The sequence below is a fragment of the Providencia sp. genome (genome assembly GCF_003533305.1).
GTDB lineage: Bacteria > Pseudomonadota > Gammaproteobacteria > Enterobacterales > Enterobacteriaceae > Providencia.
Genome location: NZ_DOEH01000026.1, coordinates 60,529 through 82,348, shown reverse-complemented (window position 1 = coordinate 82,348; position 21,820 = coordinate 60,529). Strand labels below are relative to the sequence as shown.

Sequence of the window (21,820 nt, the reverse complement as noted above, 5' to 3'; positions counted from 1 at the left end):
TCAACACACCAAAATTCAGTGGCATAACAGAGCCTGATGCGTTAGTTGAGCTTAAGATTGCTAATGCGACTTATCAAGGGAAGGCTGATAAAAGTGGTAAATGGATAATTCCTGTCACCAAGCTACTGGCTGATGGTTCCCATAAATACACGATTGAAGTGAAAGATAAGGCAGATAATAAGGAAATTATAGCAGGCAAAATTACGATAGATTCAACCTTACCCGATGCATCTGTTAGTCCTGCACCAGTACCAGTAGAAAATAACGTGGTGATGCCAATTGATATTCCACCAGTTGATAATACGATATCTCAAATAGATATTGATAATCACTATTTCTAGCAAAGTGATTTTAGAAAAAACAGTTGAACCTCAGCATAATAAATGGTGAGGTTCAATGTGTTAAATAATAAATTATTTGAATAATGGGAATGTAGCCGCTGGTTGTGCATGAAAACTTTTAAAGGCAAGTAAAAAATAAGAAACATCATCATAACCGACTTCATGTGCAATACGTGTCATTGGCATATTATCTGCTTTAGATAACATCATGGCTTTATTCATCCGAGACATTAAACTTATTTTAGAAAAACTGGTGTATTCACTCGATAGACGACGTTTTAGTGTTGATGCACTCATATGAAGTTTTTTAGCGACTGTATCTAAAGTACAGCATTGCTTTCCTGCACCATAAAAAATCAAGTCATAGACCTTATCTTTTACTGATATGTTCATTGAGGCATGCAGTGCGGGAATAAATCCATCCACAAATAGGAAAAAAGACAGTATAAAGCTTAAGTGGATGTGAATGACATTGTTATTGGAAAGTAGAAGTAGTTCCTTCGTAGCAGAATAAAATACATTTTCAATAATAGGATTTTGTTGTAATTCGGTGTAGCAAATATTATTAACAGATTTTGATTTTGTTTTATTGAGAAACAAAGAAGAATGTTGTTGGTAAAAGCATTTTAGCATCTCGCTGGTTATCGGGATTACATCGACTGCCAATGAGTCATATTTATCACTGCGGATTATCTCAATAGATCCGCCTTTAGGTAGAAAGCAAATATTCGAGGTTGTTAGCGTTTGCCATTGTCCCTCTTCTATTCGTATTTTAATTTCACCTATACTGATTTTTAGTAACAGGGAGTGAGTAAGATAAAAGCTATTTTTTGTTTTATTGGATAGTGTTTCAATATAGGTATGAAACGTTTTTTCACAAAAAGTAATCGACATAAAATAAACCTGAATAAAGTATTACCCATGATTGCAGACCGTAAAATGACTCTGGTTATCGCAAAGAGTGGTTCACGGTTTTTTTCAAAAACAAACCTTGGTATTTATTTGTCTGGAAAATGGTTTGTTATCTGACTCTCATTCAATAAACATCGACTGACAACGATGCTATTTCTCGATTGAACATAGGTGATACTAATTTTATGGTGTGAATATTTATTTAAATAATGGTCACGATTTTTTATGTTTTTTGGGGCGTAAAATAAAGTCGAAAAAAGTCAGACATATTCATATTTCTGATGGTTTAACTTAATGTTTTTATTTGAGTTATTTGTTGGCATTACCGATGTGATGGCAAAATTTCATGGGGTAATAAATAAAAAAGTCAGAAAAGTCCAAAGTGGAATAGCGGGAAATTCCTCAGAGTATGAGAACATGCGCAGGAAAACTAACAGGAATAGAATATAAAAACGGCAGGAATACATATCCCTGCCGTTCTCGTTGATAATATTTAAAGCGATTAGTTTAGCAGTTGGTTCAATTGGCTGTATAAACCTTGTGCACTTTTCTTGTAACCATCAACAGACAAATGTACGTTATCAGGACGCGCTAAATCTTGAGCCGCCCATGTTCGAATCGAACAAGGCCCTCCCATAAAGGCTTGCCAATCCCAGAATAACGTATTTTCTTGGGCTGCTACTTTCTTCTGTATTTGAATTACATTCATTAAGTTAACTGGCATTTGTGCCTGACAGCTTGCGGCGTTACTGAATTTGATTGAGTCGTTTGGCCCAACTAATAAAATTACGCTATTAGGCACCTGTTGGCGGATTAAGCGAATTTTTTCGCTTAAAACTCGCTCATAAGCTGCTAGATCTAAGGTATCGTTAAAGGCCTCATTGGTACCGTAAGCTAAGATCACCATATCGGGCGACATTTGTGCCAAGGTTTCACTCCATTGTGGTTGCCATTTATCAACCATACTCAGAGTAGCGCCATTTAAACCGAGCGCAGAAAGCATCACGCCAGGTTGTGTTGAACGCAGCAACCAACCGCCAATTTTTAAATTATTTTCTTTACCCACTGAAACTTGTGCGGGTAGTTGAGTATTAACTGGCGATGAGAAGCGCCAGCTGCTACCCGTTGCAGGCAAAGAAAGTACGGACGATGCCGCAGGAGAAACATTCATCTGCGTATCAGAGGTTGTCTGGTAAAGCGCTTGTAATTGATAGTTTCCTTGTGCGGGCTGTAATGGCTTTAACAATATGCTATTACTTGCGGCGGCAGGTTGCGCAATTAAGCCGCCCAAGGGGTAATCAAAGCGTTCATCTTTACGGCTTGAAAATAGTGTCCATTGTTTTTTATCACTCACGCGATTAATGGTGGCAGTTCTTTGCCCCGGAACCGAGATTGGTGGTACAAAACCAAGACCCGCATCCCCATAGCGTTGTTGAAATAATGTTCTCAGATTACCACTAAAAAAGTCAGCCGCAGTGTGTGAGTCGCCTAATTGGACAATATGAACCTGTTGGTTACCTTGGCGCAATTTACTGGCAAAATGGCCCAGATTGGGTTCTGCGTTATTTATCAGTTGCCCTTGTTCAGTGGCTGGTTGGCCTTTTGATGGGGAAACTGTCGTGGTTCTATCCGCTGTATTTTGGCAAGAAAGTAGCCCAAGCGACAGCAGCGTAATGACGCTAGCTGCGGCTAATTTTCGACTAACTTGACGTAGATTGTTCAGTTTCATGAGGTTCCTTTGCTTCCTCTTCGAAATGAATGAGTGAAAAAACTTTTTCAGCAATGGCTTGTTGTCCTTTTGTGCTGAAATGGATCCCATCACCACTTCTTAATTTAATTGTGCTGCTTTCATCCCCAATATAGTCGGAATAAGTGTCATTTTTATATTTTAAGACATCATTCGCGGAAAAATAAATTTCACCGTGATTCTCGACCTCGGATTGGTAAAGACTTCTTAGGAATTTCATACCATCAGATAGCGTATTCTTACGCATATTGGGGGGGCCAACCCAAATCACATCGACATTGTGCTGGCGAGCGGTCGATAATATATCACTAATACGCTCACGATACACCTGTTCCCAGCCTTCGCTTTTAAATTTGACATATTTATAGCCTGCTTGAGGTGGCATATCCCATGGATCATTTGGCCCTAAAAAGACCACTAATACTTTAATATTAGGATTATCATTCAACGCCTTGGCAATAGTTTGTGGCCAATTAAAAAAGCGAGGATAGGCAAGCCCTGTACTTTGCTTACTTAAATTAATGCTATCGATATTATATTTTTTCAAGAGCATGTTTTTAACGTGGGGTGCGATGCCTTGCATCATCGAATCCCCTGCAAAGAGTACTTGATCCCCTTTGGCGATATTGGCGATATGCTTCGGTACGATGGGGATGTTTTGCTTAGCTGTAAACGTGCCAAAATGAACTTTGGTGTTATTTGTTCTTGCTTGTGGGCGCTTAAGTAATTCAGGAAAAGTGACCGATAAGGTTTCTGCGGGATAAACATAGCCATTGAGGAAATTTAGCCCAACACGATAATCATGAGGAAAATTGAGTTTACTGTGCTGATTGGCTAAAGCTTCCGCTGCTTTCTCTTCTTTCGCTTTCTGTCCAGAAGCATGGTAGGCAAAAGAACTCCCCGCTGCTTGTATACCCTCATTTAAATGAGCGCCATAGTCCCATGTGGCGTTTCCTGCCATATTTGACCATGGAGTATCCTGATGATACTTCTGCTGCCAGAAGCGCTCTAATGAGCTTTGGTTCAACCAGATGAGTAATAAACCTGCAATCAATACAATAAAGAGTACTTGCCCGGCTTTTATCAGGGTATTTTTAAACTCAGAAGTTAGCATAAATAAATCCTGGCATTCCAGATGGAGAAAGCATAAACATAATGGTAAGAACGATAGCCAATGGAATGGGGTAGTAGTACCAAGGAATTTGTTGATATTTCTTTGCTATGTAATGGTAACTTTGAACAAAACAAGGGTAAGCAAGTAGTAGCACCCAAAAAGCGATAATTAATCCAAGGCTGGCACTGACAGAGGCAATAAATCCAGGTGCAATAATTTGATTGAGCATCATGATTGCATCATCAAAAGTTTGGCTGCGGAAAAATATCCAAGCGAAGCACACAAAGTGGAAGGTAATAATACGCGACACTAAAGTCGAGAGTGTTTTGTTCGGTAATGTTTTTGTCCAACCTAATTTTTCCATACAGAAACTTTTAAGGTTGAGTAATACAATCCCTAAACCATGTATTGCTCCCCACACCACAAATGTCATTGCGGCGCCATGCCATAACCCTGAAATTACCATTGCGAGAAAAACGTTGGTATTCATTCGACTAAATCCCTTACGGTTGCCACCTAATGGGATATAAACATAATCGCGAATAAAGGTTGATAAGCTAATGTGCCAACGCGCCCAGAATTCTTTGAGGTTAGCGGCCATATAAGGTGCATTAAAGTTAACGGGTACTCTATAGCCAAGTAATAGCGCAATACCTGTGACTAGGTTGGTATAACCAGAGAAATTAAAATAGATATTCCAAGCATAGGCGTAGGTTGCCACTAAGATTTCTCCCGCACTGTATCCAGTAGGGGCATCGAATACGGGATTAACATAGTTCTCGGCAAGAAATGAGCTAAATAAAAATAGCTTAACTAATGCCAAGCAGATAAGCAGTATTGCTTTTCGGGTGTCTAATATTGTCCGAGTTTCAGCTTGTATTTGCGGTAGGAAGTTTTTTGCTCGGTTAATTGGGCCTGCGACGATGCTAGGAAAAAAGGCAAGGTATAAAGTGACATCAAAAAAGTCAGCTTTAGTTATTTCTTTACGGCAAACCGAGACTGTGTAGCTAACGGAATGGAAAGCATAAAAGGATAGGCCTAATGGCGCGAGCAACTCAATAATAGGCAGCCCAACACTGAAACCGAATTTGTCTAATGTTTGTTGTATGGTTTCTTGGAAAAACGAATAGTATTTAAATAAAGTAAAGCAGCCAATAATTCCTGTGGCTAGAATGACATAAATCCATTTATTAGTGAGCCAATTTGTTAGCCAGTTAGTTAATAGATAAATGAAAAAGGTATAGCCGAATAATATATAAGCAAAGTCAGGGCTAAATGAATAAACAAAAAAGTAGCTTGCTGTAATAAGTAAGCCATTTTGTAACTTTGCGCTTGGTTGACAACTCCAATAAATAAGGAAAAACACTAAAAAAGAGCCAAGAAACTCAAACGAGAAAAAATTCATGTTGGACTCAAAATGTTAATTATTTTAGTAGTAAGAAGATGCCCTATGATATTTATTATCATGCCTTATGCAATAAGATTATTGCTCGTCATATTTCAAGCAGGTGCGTTGTTGGTCTCTCTCAACGACTTAAGTCACATACTTATGTCTGTTCTCTATATTGATGCGCTTTTTTAGGCGCTGATTTATCTTAGTTGGCTCAATAAAAAAATCCACTCTATTGAGAGTGGATTTTTTAGTGTCTTGTACCTGGTGATACAAAATTAAATGCGAGTTATTGCTCTTTTTTGAGCTTGTGTAATCAATTCTTCGTTACTCGCGTACATCTCTTGTAAATAGCGGTTATAAGTAGAACCTAACTCTGAGTAGCCTTTCATATCATTGATAAGTTTTGTGGTATCTAACTCATCAGTTGATTTACGTTGTTTCGCTCTTGAATTACGTAGTGATTCATAAGCATTGTGGGTATTCATATTCTTCATATAGGCGGTTACGGTGCCTTCAACTGAAGAGTATACAGAATAACCTTTAACTTTCCCTTGTTTAGCCTGACACCCGCTTCCGCAGCGCATTCCAAACAAATTACCATTTTGTGTTGCTAGTTGAGATGTACCCCAACCTGATTCTGTTGCAGCTTGTGTCGCCACTAAATGTGTCGGCATGATATCCACACGACTGAGTAATTTATCCCAGTTAATACGTTGTGGGTTATTACATTTCATACCATAGCTATCACATATTTGAGCCAGTTGGCGTAGCTCTTGTGCGCTCCACTTCTTGTTTTTACGCACTGAAAGGAGCCAGTTTCGCTCTTCCATAATCTGTTGATTGACTTTTTCAATCACGGGGACAACCGTTTTCAAAAACGCTTTCTTACGTGGTGTACCAGTTGGGTATTTTCGCAAATCAGGCAACGATGTTTGAGCTTGATTTGTGCTCTGCACTGCCTTGTGAGAATACTCTTTTTTGAGCATGGTACTGGTGCTGGTAGAGCCTAAACTAAGACTCGAAAATAATAGTAAAAATAAGAAAGCGAAGACGGCTTTTGTCCTCATCGTTCGAGAGGGCATTTGCTTCTCCTAAGTATCTCTGAACAAAATTCGACCGAATAGTAGCAGAATAATTTTTCATGAGCTACTTATATCCGGCTGACATTAGCTAAATTTCTGTATTGTTTTGTTATGGTTTGAGGGTAAATTAAATTTATGTTTATTTTTTAGTGGTTAGCTAAAATAATTTATAGTACCTTTTGGTTATTTATAAATTATCATTACTTATTTGCCTTGATGTTGGCGTTACATAAGTTAAATTTGATCAAAATACAATCAATTCATGTACTTATTGAAAGGTTATTTTGGTTAATAAATGAGCGGTTAGTGGTGTATTTTTTAATCAAATTGAGAAATGCATCTTTTTAGGAATGTTTACATGTCCTAGTAATGAGTAAGAAAGTGGTGGGTAAAACACAATAAAAGAAAAGTAAATTTAGCATAGGTTTTATCTAAAAAAATCATTTTAAAAGGTCGTGAAAATGGAGTGGGAGGTGACATATTTTGATTAAATAATCTCTTTCTTGGGTGATAAATTGTAATGCTGATAATGTTAATATTACCTATTAGTTAAATGTCTCTGGAAAGGGTGAATGAGTGACTATTTTAATAATGAGTCATTGAAGAATGATCACCCAGTATAAATTAGCGGGTCGAATTGCGGGGAACATAAATAAGTTCGATGAGTTCTTTTTGCTCAGTGACTTGAATATCATTTGCCCTATCTATAAGCATTTTGATTGCTAAGGCACCTATATATTCGGCAGGGATCTGTACCGTTGATAATTCAGGATATAAATAATGACAAAGGTCTGTATCATTAAAACCAATAACAGCGATGTCTTGTGGTATCTCAATATTATGTTTTCTTGCCGCACGATAAATGGCGCCTGCAAGTAAATCATCATCACAGATAACGAGATTAGGCTGGGTTTGGAGTAATATTTCTGCGCGATAAGTCGCTTCTTCAACAGAGAAAGTTGAATATTCAAGATGCAGTGTTTTATTTTGGTGTTCTAGTGCATTAAATTTACTTTCGAATATGCGATGTCGTCTAAGAAAATGCCTTCTAGGGAATTCAGCGCGAAAGTAACCGATTCGATAACGATCTGATTGCTGAATGTATTCGATGATTTTATTCGTTGTTTCAGTAATATTAAGCTCAATATCAATATTGTCTTCATTATCGGGCTCAATATAGACGATTTGTTTTCTATAACTGGCTAATTTGAGCGTAAATTCATCACTACAAGCATATATAATGCAGCCACTTATTACTTTACTTTGAAAAAGGGAAATGAGTTTATCGCACCATTCATCATTAGCGATACTGTCGAGGAGAATAACAGAATAACCTGATTTAGCAGCCGCTATCTCTGCGGCATAAATAACTTTTCCAAAATAGGGTTGTTGTAGATCAGGTACCACAAAGGCAATATTGGTTGATGAACCATTACGTAGCATTTGAGCGCTGACATTAGGTTGATAATTTAAGTCTTCAACGACAGCTAAAACGCGTAATCGAGTGGCTTCAGAAACCCTACCTTTTGATTTACCGCTAAGAACAAGTGAAACAGTTGATTGTGAGACATTTGCTAATTTAGCGACATCTTTACTATTAATAGAGGGTTGATATGTCGAACTATTCTTTTTTTTAGTCATAACGCAAATACCTTTTTTTATAGCAAGTGTAACAAAGGTCTAGGATAATAAGGTGGATATTAATTTGTTTTACCTCGTCTTATTTATAGGGTGAAAATATGCACTATTAATATGAGTAAAGCGAATGAGTAAAGTAAATTTATTTAAGCCAATTAAATAAGTAATACGTATGACTTACTGTGAATTACCTCACATTAGGGAATAATAATCATATGTATGATGCGATGGTCGGTACTATAGTTTGGTCAGTAATTTATAGTTTGGCCGATAATAGCGGTGACATAAATGGCATCCTACAGCTAACGGGTGATTAAATGAGTACAATATTTAGATTAAAAGTTGTGTCGTTTTTACAGTATTTTATTTGGGGGTCTTGGCTCGTGACCTTGGCATCGTATCTATTTAATACGTTGCAGTTTAAAGGGAGTGATATTGGATTAGTTTTTAGTTCATTGGGTCTCGCTTCACTTTTTGCACCTGTAGTGATTGGTATGGTTGCAGATAAAATTAATAATCGAAAACTGGTATTTATTACCCTGCATTTGCTTTCAGCCGTTACCTTAATTTTAGTGGCGTATAGCACCAGTGTAACCATGCTATTTTTAGTTTTATTATTGAATTTAATGTTTTATATGCCAAGTATATCGATGTGTAATAGCATCCTATTTGAGTTACTAGAACAGCAAAAATTAGAATCAAATAAATATTTTCCTAAAATTCGTGTATTCGGTACTGTCGGCTTCATTGCTGCAATGTGGACGATAAGCCTATTAAGACTTGAAACGAGCCATTATCAGCTATTTATCGCTTCGGGTGCTTCTGTTGTGCTCGCCATTTTCTCGCTCACCTTGCCAGCGGCTAAACCTGTTGATAAATCTGAGAAAGAAGCTATCGCGACGTCTAACTTTAATATGAAAAACATTTTATTCGTTTTTCAAAAACATAATGTTGTTGTATTCCTCTTTTTTGCGATGTTGTTGGGTTCGGTTTTGCAAATCACTAACACACTGGGTGTGCCTTTCTTGCAAGATCTGGCAAAAAATCCAGAGGCTGAAGGTTCATTATTTGCAAGTTTTCCAACGATCTTCTTGTCTATTTCTCAATTTTCAGAAGTCTGTTTTATTTTAGTACTTCCTTTCTTACTTAAGAAAATCAAAATAGAGACCATCTTATTATTCAGTATGTTGGCGTGGATTTTACGTTTTGGTCTATTTGCTTATGGTGATTTCTCAACCATTGGTACTTTCGTACTTCTGTTATCAATGATTGTTTATGGCTGTGCGTTCGATTTCTTTAATATTTCAGGTTCTCTTTTCTTAGATAAAGAAATTCCATTGCAATATCGCTCAACTGCCCAAGGGATATTTACGACCTTTGTGAATGGTTTTGGTACTTACCTTGGTGCGATGTTAAGTGGTTGGGTGCTTGATTTAAATACGGTTAATGGCGTTGTTGACTGGCACATGTTCTGGATTGTTTTTGCCTGTTATACCGGCTCATTCACCATTCTTTATTCAATTTACATGTTGCTTAGAAAACCGTCAGATTCACAAGGTGAAACTGTTAACCACTAGAAATAGATGTGGTTAGTTGTGAAAACGCAACAATATAATAGGTGGAAGAGATGTTGAACGAAACTGAGTACCGTATTAAAGATTTAAGTCTAGCGCCGCAAGGAATGAAGCGTATTAATTGGGCGAAAGCACATATGCCAATTATGCAAAGCTTAATGATCCGCCTTGAAAAAGAGCAACCGTTTAAAGGCCTGACTATCAGTATTTGTCTACATGTCGAAGCTAAAACGGGTGTGTGGATTGAAGCGCTAACTAAAGGCGGCGCTAAAATTGCAATAACAGGCTCTCCGGGTTCAACGCAAGATGAAACAGCGGCTGCATTAGTCGAATATTACGGTGCTCAGGTTTTTTCACAACGAGCAGAAGATTTCGCTGACCATATTAATTATTGCAAAGAAATTTTACGCGTAGGGCCCGATATCATTGCTGATAATGGGGCTGATTTACATGAATTGATCCTCACTGACCCTGAGTTTAGCCATTTACAGACTAAAATATTAGGGGCAACCGAAGAAACCACGACAGGAGCGAATCGTCTGCGCGAAGATTTCTCTGCAAATCTTTGGCCGACGCTAGTTATTAATGATACTCAAGCTAAGCGGATCATTGAAAACCGTTATGGTGTGGGCTCATCAGTGGTTGAAAGTATTGCTCACGCGACTAATGTCATGATCCACGGTAAAAAAGTGGTTGTGATTGGCTATGGTTATTGTGGCTCCGGTGTTGCTCAACGATTCAGAGGAATGGGGGCACATGTTACTGTTGTTGAAACTAACCCGTTAACACGTCTTGAGGCTCACTTGGAAGGTTTTTATACCGCACAGTTGAGTGATGCTATTCCTGATGCAGATTTTGTTGTGAGTGTCGTGGGTCGTGATAACGTGTTAACAGCTAAAGATTTTCTCTTAATGAAAGACAAAGTTATTATTGCTAATGCAGGCCATTTTCAACGAGAAGTTGATGTTGAAGCATTAAATGAACTTGCCGAATATAAAGAAGAAATCATACCGAAAATCAATCTATATCAATTGAAAAATAAAAAACAACTGTACCTGATGTCGGATGCAAATTTAGTTAATTTGTCTGCCGGAAATGGTAATCCAATCGAAGTGATGGACTTAGGATTAGCGTTACAAACCTTGAGTCTGGAGCGTATCGCTTTAGCGAGTCAGTCATTAGCTAAAATACCTCAGCCGGTACCTTATGATATTGAAATGGCAGTGGCTGAATTGGCATGTGACAACTGGATAAATCATTAATTGTATTTTAACTAGCTCGTAGAAGATGTTTTTTATAGGTCATTCAACGAAAGTTAATGCAACAGTGTGTGCAAATTTAAATCAGCTCATAAGAGAGTGTGTATGGAAGAGATGGGGCATTTTGTTACCGCTGAGGTTTATGTCAATTCACCATGGTCAGTTGAAGAAGCAAAGGTGGCAATAGATGCATTTTGCTTAGCGATGCGTCAGGAACCTGGCTGCTCATTGGCATATGCATGGCAGGACAATGCTGATCCTAGTCGGTTTATTCTATGGGAGCGCTATGACAGCCTTGCTGCTCATCAGCAACATTTTACCTTACCTCATACGCAGGCCTTTATCCAAGCCGGTTGGGTTAAACTGATCCGTGCATTTGAAACTACGTTATCTGATGATGAGCCCAAGGAGCCTACTCGATGATTAATTGGGGTATTTTGGGAACAAGTTTCATTTCTGGGGTGATGGCAGATGCAATTGCCGGTGTACCGGGGCATCAAGTTTATGGTGTTGCAGGGCGTTCAAGTGCCAATCTGGCTGCTTTTTGTCAGCAGTATCCAACAAAACATGTGTTTAATGATTATGCACAAATAATTGCTGACCCAGAAGTCGATGTGATTTATATCGCTTTACCTAATCATGTACATCATGAATATATTCTTCAGGCCGCTCGTGCAGGAAAAGCTATTTTGTGTGAAAAATCACTCTCTGTTGATATGGAGAAAACACAAATTGCATTAGCAGCAATAAAAGAGCATAAGGTTTTCTTTCTTGAAGGATTGATGTATTTGCACCATCCGTTGATTACTGAGTTAGTCGCTCAATTGAAAAGTGGTGTTGTGGGTGAAGTTCGCTCAATTACTGCACGTTATGGTGCTGATATTGTAAAATTTGTTAATCCAGACAGTCGAGGTGCGATTTATAACCTTGGTTGTTATCCCGCATCTTTAATTCACTTAGTCATGCAGCTTAGTTATGGTGAAATGGCAAATCGCTATCAAATAGCGGCAAACGGTAGACGAGGTGCAGATACTAATATCGTAGAAACTTCAGCGCTGTTAACTTGGCCTGGGCTTGCTGTGGCACATCTACATTGTGTAGAAGATTATGGCATGTTTTGGGATTTTAGTATTCAAGGTAGCGCAGGAACCTTGCGCATTGAAAGTAACCCTTGGTTACCAGAGGTTCAAGGAAATGTGATAACTGTTATGCCTTATGAACAACCTGCTCAACGGATTGAAATTTCAGCTGAAGGTGATGCTTTTTATTATCAAGTCCAAGCGGTTGGAAATGCGTTAATGCAAAAACAGCTCGAAGCAAAGCGTCCAGCGGTGGGTTTACAAGATTCATTAGAGATTATGCAACTGTTAACGGAATGGGAAAGTCAGGCGCTTAATTTTAGTGATAATTTTTGCCATTAGTTAGCAATATAGACGAATGATTTAAATTTGATATCTATGCTGTGAATTAATAAGGTTCACGGCATAGATTATATCATTAAGGGCGCAAAATTTGTTGTTGTGCATCTTGCGCTTTGGCCGCTTCAGCCAGTAGTGAAAAGTCAGAAACTGTCCAATAATGTGTCGATGTGGGAAGCTGTCCCATATTTGTTGTTGGCAATAAGCGTAATTCAGCTAATTGTGTAAGTGAATAACCAAGGTAGCTATCTGGCAGGCTTAATCGCAAACCTTCCGAGGGGATCATTTGAGTTGGAAATAAAGGCAATCGATTATCTTTAGTTTCATAGTCTCTGGTTAACACAAGAAACTTTTCTGGAACGCGTTGGTAACTGTTCCACCAAATACCATCAACTTTATCAAACATTTTACGGGAATCTTGCTTCTTTTTATCACCGAGTTGATGTAATGCTACAGGGAGTATTTGCGTGATGGATTGAGCGTACATAGGTAATGATTGTGCTCGACCTTGTAAAATCAATGTCATCGAAAGTCTTGCCCCCAATAAGTTCGAATACAAATCTTCAGGGGAAAATGCCGAAATACCTTCAGAGAAACCTGGCACAGATTGGTAACCATACCATTGGGCTATTTCATGCCATGCGGCAAGTTGGAATGCAAGTTTTGCGGCTAAATAAGCGCTGAGGGTATAGCGTTGCTTGGCGGATTGTGGCGCATGAAATGCGCTAAAATGAATTTGTCTGCTTGTCAGCTCATTACTGAGTGTTAGCGACCATTCTTGGCCAAGACGTGGATAAATTTGGCTAAATAAATAGAATGTATAATCGGCGGTGTCTCGGACATGGGAGACATCAATAAAACTGCCTTTATCTGTGTATAATAATCCGACTTTTTCATGACTGACTCCCATCAACGCAGCAGCTGCGCCCACAAAGCTATCATTATAATGATGTTCGCCGAGTTTATCGACCTCAACGATATTGTCGATGGTATAAAAAGGAACAGGAACTCCCCAAAGCTGTGCCTGTAAGTCATAACCAAATGCACAGCAAGCTCTCAAACCTTGTGGCGGCTCTAATTCATTAACGACAGGCCAACTTTGCAAGGCTTCTTCTTGGCTATCGCTCGTTAAAACAGGGGCAATAATTGATAAGTTCTGTTTTTGGGTATTTTGGCAAGCCGCTAAAAATACCGTCATGCATAAGATAATAATAGATTTATACATTAGAATGCCTCACCCACCTGAAAATAAACCCCGGTGCTATTTCGACCAATACCAAAATCAAGGCGTACATTCATTCTCGGTTTAAATTCAAAGCGATAACCAACGCCAACCGTAGGTAGCCAGTGCCCTTCACTTAATGAAGAGGGGGAGTCACTCATGGTACCAGTGCCAAGCCAGCCGGCGACACCGTGTCGCCAATCGAGCTTATGTCTTAACTCAATTTGGCTGGTGAAAATATTATTATCACGGTAACGTCCTTCATAATAACCGCGCATCCGGTTGCCATTACCGAGCAGAGACAGTTGATCCCAAGGAACGTTACCCGTTGTAAAACGGGCATAATTATCGATAGCAAAAACGGTCTTGTCAGTTATTTCATGGTAATAAGCATATTGGAGTTGAGTGGTTTGAAAGCGCGTATCACTGCCAAAACTAGGTGCAAAATAGGTGTAGATTACTTCAAAGGCTTGGCCTTGGTGTGCATTAGGTAAGAAGTCACGGCTATCATAGCTAAAATAAGTACTCATACCTGAATTGACTACTGAGCGTCCACCAATGGTTTGTGAAAAGTATTTTCGTGCTCCTGCATCTGGGTCACTGGCGTTCATTGATGAAAAATGCCAACCTAATCCAAAATAAGTTGCATCAGTGAGTTTGTATAATGCTCTTGGGGTAATTTTGAATTCTTGGGAATGATACTTTTCTTTATTATTATCATTTTTCCCTGCGGCGTAACCTTTGCCCCAATAATAAGTGGGTACATTGTTTAATGTCCCTGAAATAAATAATCGCCACTGGTCGTTATCAATAAAATTATAGTTGGTAAAATTAATACCAAAAGCCCCTGTTGAAGAAGCAAAACCACTTAAGCCAATCGAAGAGGGCTGTGTGATTTTATCTTCTTTATCAATACGGTACAGTCCAACTATAGCCGTACCGACTCCCAGTCCCATTTCAGGGGTATAGAAAGGTCCCGGTAATATTCCCCAATCAACAGTTTTACTTTCATCAAAGCTATTTTTACCACCAAGCTCATTGAGCCAGCCATCAATTTGTTGGCGTTCAGGTAAAATTTGTGCCTGAGATATTGGCATAATAAAAAGGCTGAGCAATGTCAGCCTTTGAAGAACATTCAGTTTTAGCATTAAAAACGGAACTCTCCTGAAATAAAGAAGCTATTTCGGTTATTGAAACCAATTTCAGTGAGTACATTAAAGTTACGAGTAAGCTCGACTCGAGCACCTACGGTATTATTCCATTTATGGGCAAGGTGCTGTTCAACATCGAATTTCACATTACCAATAAATGATGGGTCTTTCATAAAGAAATCAAGTTCTTCTGGTAATGATAATTTACTGACATCACCTTTAAAACGTTGAGTGATATCTTGATACATAGCACCAGTCCAAATTTGAACTTTGGTATTTCCTTGCCCACTAATTAATGGTTCAAAAATAAATTCATAACCAACACGAGGGGTGATAACAAACGCAGAAATTTCACCATCAAGAATATCAAGACTTGTTCTTGTATAATTGAAATCTAAAGTCCCAAAAAATTGGTTATAGCCACCAGCAAAGGTGACACCACCTCCATAGGTTTTACCTTCAAAGTCTAAGACAAAGGGTAGGTTTTCCCACATAGGATCGGGGCTTCCTGCAAGATAAATACCAGTAATATTTGTTTTAGATGTACCTTTAGTTTTTCCGTAAACACCATACATATTCATAAAAGGAAATACCCACGTGTCTAATTTCAGCATATGAGATTCATTTTTTTCGCGAGTATGGCCTGTCTCGACAGAGATTTTAGACAGTAGGGCTTGTCCTAATGGTTTATCAGAGCTAAAACCAATTTTATCCACCACAATATCTTGGCGCATATTCATATAACCATAACTTGCCCCAAATGGTTCAGGTAAATCATAGCCTCGGGCGCGCGCTTCGTCTCCCCAAATAGGCAGTACTCGTGACTCTGTAGCAGAAGAACGAGTAATACCCCCTTCATTATTACTTTTCGGCGCACCAGACTCACTCATGGTCATGGAAAATAAAGGACGATCGTTATCAGCAAAACTGGCAGGAATAGAAATACAAGATGAAAGGATCAGCGCAGCGCTGAATGATATGCGTGTCATAAGTGAACTCAATATACGAAAAATAAAGAAGAGAGAAATGGAATAAGCTACAAAGCTCATTCTTCTTCGTAGAATATTAACATAGTATTTGGCTTTTATGATGGCTCATGATGCTATTTTATATTCACTTATTAGTGAATGTAACGAGGGTTGATAGTTAATTAAGGTTAATAATATTGCGGCTAAGTTTAAGGTTTGTGCCGTTATTCATTATAATCGGCACAATAATTAGCATAAGCGATGAAATTAAACGCTATTTCTTATTCTGTTGATGAAAATGAACACGTTCATGGAAATAGGTTTTTAAGTGCTCTTCCATCTGGTGGACTTTTTGCTCTAATGCATTGATGAGTACATCATCGTTATTCATGTCAAATACGCGTTGCATAGCAAGGTCATCAACGTATTCTTTTTGTTCGTGAGTTAAATTAGACATATTTCATAACCTATATTTTGATGCAATTGAATTATTTTATCGACTAAATATCATTGAACCGATAATCAATAGAGCACTATTGTGCCTTAGTGAATACGGGATGAAAAGTAGAATAAATTATTGTCGAATAATGATAATTCATTAGCTTAGACGAAATGCAAAGTATTAAATCACAATATAAAATTGTTAAGAATAATCACAATATTCTTAATGAATTTAAGCTGATATCCTCAAGTAAATAAATAATGGGTCAAAATAATGAACAATAAACAACAATACCTTGATATTGCGGCAGGGAAAGGCGAAAAAGAAGCATCTATGATGGTGGCGATCCCTGGATCTGAACTGACATCTTCATTACTTGAGAAACGTTTAGAGCAACAAACGTATTTTACTGAAGGTGAGGTTGATTATATCCCAGAAGATGGCGGTTTCTTTTTCTCATGTAAAAAAGATGAACAAGAGTTACGTTTTTATATTTCTCTTGTTGATAGCGATCCGGAATATTCAATTAACCCGTATTTTGCTACCGATCCAATTAGCCCTGAGTTATATGCAGAGGCTAGCTCTGCACCGCAAGCGGTTATCATTGAATGCATGTTCCAAGAGCAACCGCTTGTTAGCTATCTTCAACAATTAAAAATTATTCAAATACTCGTACCTGATTTGTTATTGGGTTTAGATCTTTCTGCGGCAGGTAAAGTATTTACACGGGAATGGCTAAACTTCCAATTAGTGGATGATTTGATGCCGAGTGTGGACTCTTTATATGTGGTTCATGCCATTTACGACCAAGATGAAAATCAGGAGCAAACGGAAGAGGAGCGAGCACCAACCATGTATTGGTTCCATACGCATGGTTTAGCCCGTTGCGGTCTTTCTGAAGCTGAAATTATTATTCCACATCCGATTGCTTCTTATTATGGTATTCCCGAATTATTTTGGAGTTTTGTGAATAACAGTATTACTCAGAGCAAGATTGTATTTAATGAACCTATTTTTATTGGGCAAACACAAACTGGTCATGAGTATTTGGTTGCGGTACCGTTTGAAGACGGTTTGTTGCATGTAGGGCAATCGACATTAGTTGATGATTTAAAACCGCTTGAAGAGATGAATTTTGAGTTTGGTGATACAAATTCAGCACGTTTTATGGGGGATTGGCATGATCGTGATGAATCTCACCAGCATCCCTCCGTGATGTTATTTCGTGTCACTCAAGAAAATCCGACCCTTGAAAGCTTTTTTCAAGGGTTTGAAGATCAAAATGCCATGATGTTTATGCGAACTGATGAAGAAACCGCTGATATGTCCCGCAAGGCCAAATTACGCTGGGAATATTTCACGCATATGTTAGACAATTATGGGCCAAAGCCGGTTGTGCAGAAAAAAGGTTTTTTTGCTAAATTTATGGGGAAATCGGAAGAACAAGCGGATTCAGATTGGCGTTTCTTAGTAAAATGCGGTATTGGTTATCATGATGAAGAAGAAGACTATGATGGTCATGAACATATGTGGTTTGAACCGATATCATGGAATGGTGAGCAATTTGAAGGGCGTTTAATTAACCATCCGTTCTATGTACAGCACATGCAAGAAGGGGAAGTTTATCCGTTAACACGAGATGATATTACGGATTGGACTATTTATTTTCAAGATGGTAGTTATACACCTGATACAATCTATAAATTACTCAGTGGTGCTCAAGTTCATTAATCTTGGTTGGGCACAGGTTACGTTGAAAAATCAATGTGCCCATAAAATTAACGACAATAAGATAACAATATGAATGACCTTGAGCTTTATCAATATGCCCTTTTCTTACTTTCTCGTCGTGATTACGGAAGGGCTGAACTATTCGCCCGTATGAAGCGCCGTATGTACGAAAAAAACGATAGAATTATTGATGAACTCTTAATTGAAAGAGTACTTGCCAAGCTGGATGAACAACACTTTCTTGATGATGATCGTGTTGTTTCTTTGTTGATGCAGAGTTATGTGCGCAAGGGCTATGGACCATTGCGCATTAAGCAAGAACTGCGGCAAAAAGGATTCATTGAAGCATTAATTGAGACCCATCTTGAAAATGTCGAGGTCGATTGGTTCGAAAAAGCCATTGAAGTACGAACTAAGAAATTTGGCGATGATTTGCCTTCTGATTTTAAAGAAAAAAGTAAACAAGTTAGGTATTTACAGTCCAGAGGTTTCTTTGGTGACATGATTTATGAACAATTCAAAAATTAAGCCATTTTATTAGTAATTGGTCTTTTTTCTTTCTTTTTATCCTTTCTCGTTAACGGTTGTTGGTCATTATCTTCAATTGAGTTACATCAAATAATGATACGAAAACTCTTATTTTCATCATTACTGTTAACGTTAACAGTAATTTGATTGTATACTCATGTTCATAATCTAAACAATATTTTTGTTTTATATAAAAACAATGTCAGTTGAGCTGCAATTTTAGCTTATCGGGTTAATTCAAATAGGTATCAATATGAAGAAGTTTTATTTGTCCGCCATTGCAGTGGCTTTGGTTGCAGTTCTTCCTATCAATAGCCAAGCAGAAACAGATCTCAGTCGTATTGAAGAAAGATTACAAGCACTTGAAAAAAGAGCTGAACAAGCAGAACAGCGTGCAGCTACAGCAGAACGTAAAGCGCAAGAGCTTGAGCACATCATGATGACTCAGAACGTTGTACCTCAAGCTAGCCAATCTGCATTACCGGCAGAAACTGTACCTAAAAAAACGCAAAAATCAGCCCCAGGAGTGCAATACAACAACGATTTTGGTGAATTGAAACTTTATGGTGATGTTGAATTTAATATGGATGCTGCGAGTCGCAAAGGGCAGATTACGTCGGTTCGTACAGCGCTTGGTAAAGGTAATGAGCCTAATAAAAGTGATAATTGGGATATTAATGGACGTATCTTAATTGGGCTTGATGGCAAACATATGAAAGATAACGGTAACTATGCGGGTTTTTCAGTACAGCCGCTGGCAGATATGACGGGGAAAATGAATTTAGATGATGCGGCATTTTATTTTGGGCAACAAAATAGTTGGGAAGCTAAATTAGGGCGCTATGAAGCTTATGATATGTTTTCATTAGGTCAAGATACCTTTATTCAATATTCTGGTAATACGGCGAATGATCTTTATGGTGACGGTTTTGGTTATATTTATATGATGAAAGAAGGCCGTGGTCGTTCAGGGGATGGTGGCAGTGTTCAATTATCTAAATCGTTGGATGATTGGTATTTTGAAATTAATGCGTTAGTTGAAGATGGCACTTCTTTGTTTGATGGCAAAACGTATCATGGCTATCAATTGGATAATAAAAAAAATGTGATTTATTTGAGGCCTGTGATTGCATGGCAGCCTAATGATTTTAAAGTTGCAGTCGCAATGGAATCTCAAGTTATCAATAATGCTTATGGCGATACGGTAGAGGGTAAATGGCAAGACATGTCAAAACGTAATGGTTACGGCATGACGGTAGGCTGGAATACGTTAGCACAAGATCCTGATAATGGACTTCAACTGACATTGAGCACTGCTTATTTAGATGCAACTTCTGAAAAAGATTTATCGATAGGCGGTTTTGGTTTATGGCGTCGTGCTCAGCTCGGCTATATCTTTGCACATAATGATATTAAAGATTTTAACTCAGATAAGATATCGTCTGATCCAAACTCTGTATTAAACTCAACACCGGGTAAATACGATATCCACACTATCTATGCTTCTTATGAATTACCCCAAATATTGGACTTAGATAACTATAAAATTTACTTGGGGGCGTATTATTCTAGAATTAATACTGATACCCATAATATGATTAATAGTCACGATAACGACCGTTATGGTGCTCGTGCCCGCTTCAAATATTTTTTCTAAGATAATTATTGTTTCCCTAGCGAGTACTTATTGTTAGGGAAATGAACCTCGTTTTGTCTTCAAAAAAAGAATTATTATTTTTTTTCTTGTACTTTGTCTTATTTATATATTAAAACCATCTGCTGTTATGATTAATATCAGTGAATTTAGCTTAATTATTCGGCAGAGTATTTTTCTATAATTACAAAATGAGACAGGGCAGGAGAAACAAATGATTGAGCTCTTAATCGGCGTTATCGTCGCTATTGGAGTTGGCCGCTACATTATAAAAGGCTATTCAGCAACGGGTGTGCTAATGACCGGAGGTATTTTACTTCTGATCATTACTGCGATGATGGGAAAAAGTGTATTACCTGAATCTGTGAAAGCGACGGGGTGGCGCGTAACAGATATTTTGGAATACATTAAATTCCTATTAATGAGCCGAGGTGGCGACCTTGGCATGATGATCATGGTGTTGTGTGGGTTTGCAACTTATATGACTCACATAGGTGCTAATGATGTGGTGGTTAAAATTGCATCAAAACCACTAAAAATGATCAACTCGCCTTATATCTTGATGGTTGCGGCATATATTATCGCTTGCTTAATGTCACTGGCAGTTTCATCCGCAACAGGTCTTGGGGTGTTGTTGATGGCGACATTATTCCCTGTGATGGTCAATGTGGGGATTAGTCGAGGTGCCGCAGCTGCAATTTGTGCATCTCCGGCTGCGATTATTTTAGCACCAACTTCGGGTGATGTTATTTTAGCTGCGAAAGCCGCTGAAATGCCGTTGATTGATTTCGCCTTCAAAACGACATTACCTATTTCAATCGCGGCAATTGTGGCGATGTCTATCGCACACTTTTTCTGGCAGCGTTATCTTGATAGAAAAGAAAATGTTAAAACTGAAATGCTTGATGTGAATGAAATCAAAACTCATGCACCGGCATTTTATGCAATCTTGCCATTCACGCCAATTATTGGTGTATTGGTCTTTGATGGTAAATGGGCGCCTGAACTACACATAGTGACGATTATTGTTGGCTGTATTATTTTAGCCGCAGTGATTGAGTTTATTCGTAGTTTCAGTGCCAAGCACGTTTATGGTGGTTTAGAGGTTTGCTACAAGGGAATGGCAGATGCATTTGCCACCGTTGTCATGCTGTTAGTGGCCGCTGGTGTATTTGCTCAAGGTCTTAGTACGATTGGCTTTATTAAAGGGCTAATTGACCTTGCACAATCTTTCGGCTCAGGCGCTATTATCATGATGATTGCCTTGGTAATTATTACAATGTTAGCGGCAATGACCACAGGTTCAGGTAATGCACCTTTCTATGCATTCGTTGAGTTGATTCCGCATCTTGCCAAGCAAATGGGTGTGAATCCTGCCTATTTGGTTATTCCAATGCTACAAGCTTCTAATTTGGGACGGACGTTGTCTCCAGTTTCTGGTGTGGTGGTTGCCGTATCGGGGATGGCGAAGATTTCGCCATTTGAAGTGGTGAAAAGAACGTCGGTTCCCGTACTTGTTGGGTTGGTCGTTGTGGTCATCGCGACAGAGATCTTGGTGCCGATTTATCTTTAATATTTAATTAAATATTAATACAGATATAAATGGTTAGGGTTAATTTAAATCCTAGCCATTTTTTTAACTATTA

Annotated in this window: 20 protein-coding genes; 10 read left to right on the top strand and 10 right to left on the bottom strand. The window is 38.3% G+C overall.

Annotated elements, in window-relative coordinates:
• The coding region (locus DD649_RS17235; RefSeq protein ID WP_294109842.1) for an Ig-like domain-containing protein at nt 1–341 on the top strand (341 nt) is incomplete at its 5' end.
• A 72-nt stretch (nt 342–413) separates the two neighbouring features.
• On the opposite strand, the gene DD649_RS17230 is transcribed toward DD649_RS17235, so the two are convergent.
• The 6 genes from DD649_RS17230 to DD649_RS17205 all read right to left on the bottom strand — a co-directional run bounded on the left by DD649_RS17230 (nt 414) and on the right by DD649_RS17205 (nt 8,230).
• Nucleotides 414–1,235: a helix-turn-helix domain-containing protein gene (locus tag DD649_RS17230; RefSeq protein WP_294109840.1), complete on the bottom strand. Its 822-nt coding sequence runs from the start codon at nt 1,233–1,235 to the stop codon at nt 414–416.
• Nucleotides 1,236–1,755: 520 nt separating this feature from the next.
• Nucleotides 1,756–2,982: an SGNH/GDSL hydrolase family protein gene (locus DD649_RS17225; RefSeq protein WP_294109838.1), complete on the bottom strand. Its 1,227-nt coding sequence runs from the start codon at nt 2,980–2,982 to the stop codon at nt 1,756–1,758.
• Nucleotides 2,954–4,114, bottom strand: coding sequence for an SGNH family hydrolase (locus DD649_RS17220; RefSeq protein ID WP_294109836.1), 1,161 nt, complete (start codon nt 4,112–4,114; stop codon nt 2,954–2,956). Before DD649_RS17220 ends, DD649_RS17225 begins: the two co-directional genes overlap by 29 nt.
• Nucleotides 4,101–5,519, bottom strand: coding sequence for an MBOAT family O-acyltransferase (locus DD649_RS17215; RefSeq protein WP_336430997.1), 1,419 nt, complete (start codon nt 5,517–5,519; stop codon nt 4,101–4,103). The genes DD649_RS17220 and DD649_RS17215 overlap by 14 nt, the downstream gene beginning before the upstream one ends.
• A gap of 263 nt (nt 5,520–5,782) precedes the next feature.
• Complete coding sequence (locus DD649_RS17210; protein WP_294109832.1) at nt 5,783–6,589, bottom strand: protein bax; 807 nt, start codon at nt 6,587–6,589, stop codon at nt 5,783–5,785.
• A 624-nt stretch (nt 6,590–7,213) separates the two neighbouring features.
• Complete coding sequence (locus tag DD649_RS17205; protein ID WP_294109830.1) at nt 7,214–8,230, bottom strand: LacI family DNA-binding transcriptional regulator; 1,017 nt, start codon at nt 8,228–8,230, stop codon at nt 7,214–7,216.
• A 179-nt stretch (nt 8,231–8,409) separates the two neighbouring features.
• Here DD649_RS17205 and DD649_RS17200 point away from each other — a divergent pair, with 179 nt between their 5' ends.
• From DD649_RS17200 to DD649_RS17180, 5 genes are all read left to right on the top strand, one after another.
• Nucleotides 8,410–8,544 (top strand): hypothetical protein, encoded by a 135-nt coding sequence (locus DD649_RS17200; protein WP_294109828.1) that lies wholly within the window; start codon nt 8,410–8,412, stop codon nt 8,542–8,544.
• On the top strand, nt 8,545–9,804 hold the full coding sequence (locus tag DD649_RS17195; RefSeq protein WP_294109826.1) for an MFS transporter: 1,260 nt from the start codon (nt 8,545–8,547) through the stop codon (nt 9,802–9,804).
• A gap of 50 nt (nt 9,805–9,854) precedes the next feature.
• A complete protein-coding gene (locus tag DD649_RS17190; protein ID WP_294109825.1) occupies nt 9,855–11,063 on the top strand; it encodes an adenosylhomocysteinase in 1,209 nt (402 codons plus the stop codon).
• A gap of 102 nt (nt 11,064–11,165) precedes the next feature.
• Nucleotides 11,166–11,483: an antibiotic biosynthesis monooxygenase gene (locus DD649_RS17185; protein ID WP_336430996.1), complete on the top strand. Its 318-nt coding sequence runs from the start codon at nt 11,166–11,168 to the stop codon at nt 11,481–11,483.
• Nucleotides 11,480–12,481 (top strand): Gfo/Idh/MocA family oxidoreductase, encoded by a 1,002-nt coding sequence (locus DD649_RS17180; RefSeq protein WP_336430995.1) that lies wholly within the window; start codon nt 11,480–11,482, stop codon nt 12,479–12,481. The genes DD649_RS17185 and DD649_RS17180 overlap by 4 nt, the downstream gene beginning before the upstream one ends.
• A gap of 76 nt (nt 12,482–12,557) precedes the next feature.
• Here DD649_RS17180 and DD649_RS17175 read toward each other — a convergent pair whose 3' ends face one another.
• The 4 genes from DD649_RS17175 to DD649_RS17160 all read right to left on the bottom strand — a co-directional run bounded on the left by DD649_RS17175 (nt 12,558) and on the right by DD649_RS17160 (nt 16,276).
• On the bottom strand, nt 12,558–13,703 hold the full coding sequence (locus DD649_RS17175) for a DUF4056 domain-containing protein (protein WP_294109820.1): 1,146 nt from the start codon (nt 13,701–13,703) through the stop codon (nt 12,558–12,560).
• A complete protein-coding gene (locus tag DD649_RS17170) occupies nt 13,703–14,848 on the bottom strand; it encodes a BamA/TamA family outer membrane protein (RefSeq protein WP_294109818.1) in 1,146 nt (381 codons plus the stop codon). The genes DD649_RS17175 and DD649_RS17170 overlap by 1 nt, the downstream gene beginning before the upstream one ends.
• The gene (locus tag DD649_RS17165) at nt 14,848–15,840 is read right to left on the bottom strand and encodes a hypothetical protein (RefSeq protein ID WP_294109816.1); all 993 of its coding nucleotides are present in this window, start codon (nt 15,838–15,840) and stop codon (nt 14,848–14,850) included. The genes DD649_RS17170 and DD649_RS17165 overlap by 1 nt, the downstream gene beginning before the upstream one ends.
• 253 nt (nt 15,841–16,093) lie before the next feature.
• Nucleotides 16,094–16,276, bottom strand: a complete 183-nt coding sequence (locus DD649_RS17160) for a hypothetical protein (protein WP_294109814.1) — start codon at nt 16,274–16,276, stop codon at nt 16,094–16,096.
• A gap of 258 nt (nt 16,277–16,534) precedes the next feature.
• On the opposite strand from DD649_RS17160, the gene DD649_RS17155 reads away from it, so the two are divergent.
• From DD649_RS17155 to dcuC, 4 genes are all read left to right on the top strand, one after another.
• Complete coding sequence (locus DD649_RS17155; RefSeq protein ID WP_294109812.1) at nt 16,535–17,992, top strand: DUF4026 domain-containing protein; 1,458 nt, start codon at nt 16,535–16,537, stop codon at nt 17,990–17,992.
• A gap of 69 nt (nt 17,993–18,061) precedes the next feature.
• Complete coding sequence (locus DD649_RS17150) at nt 18,062–18,520, top strand: regulatory protein RecX (protein ID WP_294109810.1); 459 nt, start codon at nt 18,062–18,064, stop codon at nt 18,518–18,520.
• Between the two features lie 253 nt (nt 18,521–18,773).
• Nucleotides 18,774–20,177, top strand: coding sequence for a carbohydrate porin (locus tag DD649_RS17145; RefSeq protein WP_294109808.1), 1,404 nt, complete (start codon nt 18,774–18,776; stop codon nt 20,175–20,177).
• Nucleotides 20,178–20,388: 211 nt separating this feature from the next.
• Nucleotides 20,389–21,747 carry an anaerobic C4-dicarboxylate transporter DcuC gene (gene dcuC, locus DD649_RS17140; protein ID WP_294109806.1) on the top strand — a complete coding sequence of 453 codons (1,359 nt, stop codon included), beginning with the start codon at nt 20,389–20,391 and terminating at the stop codon, nt 21,745–21,747.
• Nucleotides 21,748–21,820 lie beyond the last annotated feature (73 nt).

Excerpts from the sequence above, each read along its gene's own strand:
- DD649_RS17230 (WP_294109840.1), bottom strand. The coding sequence starts at position 1,235 with ATGTCGATTACTTTTTGTGAAAAAACGTTTCATACCTATATTGAAACA.
- DD649_RS17225 (WP_294109838.1), bottom strand. The coding sequence starts at position 2,982 with ATGAAACTGAACAATCTACGTCAAGTTAGTCGAAAATTAGCCGCAGCT.
- DD649_RS17220 (WP_294109836.1), bottom strand. The coding sequence starts at position 4,114 with ATGCTAACTTCTGAGTTTAAAAATACCCTGATAAAAGCCGGGCAAGTA.
- DD649_RS17215 (WP_336430997.1), bottom strand. The coding sequence starts at position 5,519 with ATGAATTTTTTCTCGTTTGAGTTTCTTGGCTCTTTTTTAGTGTTTTTC.
- DD649_RS17210 (WP_294109832.1), bottom strand. The coding sequence starts at position 6,589 with ATGCCCTCTCGAACGATGAGGACAAAAGCCGTCTTCGCTTTCTTATTT.
- DD649_RS17205 (WP_294109830.1), bottom strand. The coding sequence starts at position 8,230 with ATGACTAAAAAAAAGAATAGTTCGACATATCAACCCTCTATTAATAGT.
- DD649_RS17195 (WP_294109826.1), top strand. The coding sequence starts at position 8,545 with ATGAGTACAATATTTAGATTAAAAGTTGTGTCGTTTTTACAGTATTTT.
- DD649_RS17190 (WP_294109825.1), top strand. The coding sequence starts at position 9,855 with ATGTTGAACGAAACTGAGTACCGTATTAAAGATTTAAGTCTAGCGCCG.
- DD649_RS17185 (WP_336430996.1), top strand. The coding sequence starts at position 11,166 with ATGGAAGAGATGGGGCATTTTGTTACCGCTGAGGTTTATGTCAATTCA.
- DD649_RS17180 (WP_336430995.1), top strand. The coding sequence starts at position 11,480 with ATGATTAATTGGGGTATTTTGGGAACAAGTTTCATTTCTGGGGTGATG.
- DD649_RS17175 (WP_294109820.1), bottom strand. The coding sequence starts at position 13,703 with ATGTATAAATCTATTATTATCTTATGCATGACGGTATTTTTAGCGGCT.
- DD649_RS17170 (WP_294109818.1), bottom strand. The coding sequence starts at position 14,848 with ATGCTAAAACTGAATGTTCTTCAAAGGCTGACATTGCTCAGCCTTTTT.
- DD649_RS17165 (WP_294109816.1), bottom strand. The coding sequence starts at position 15,840 with ATGACACGCATATCATTCAGCGCTGCGCTGATCCTTTCATCTTGTATT.
- DD649_RS17160 (WP_294109814.1), bottom strand. The coding sequence starts at position 16,276 with ATGTCTAATTTAACTCACGAACAAAAAGAATACGTTGATGACCTTGCT.
- DD649_RS17155 (WP_294109812.1), top strand. The coding sequence starts at position 16,535 with ATGAACAATAAACAACAATACCTTGATATTGCGGCAGGGAAAGGCGAA.
- DD649_RS17150 (WP_294109810.1), top strand. The coding sequence starts at position 18,062 with ATGAATGACCTTGAGCTTTATCAATATGCCCTTTTCTTACTTTCTCGT.
- DD649_RS17145 (WP_294109808.1), top strand. The coding sequence starts at position 18,774 with ATGAAGAAGTTTTATTTGTCCGCCATTGCAGTGGCTTTGGTTGCAGTT.
- dcuC (WP_294109806.1), top strand. The coding sequence starts at position 20,389 with ATGATTGAGCTCTTAATCGGCGTTATCGTCGCTATTGGAGTTGGCCGC.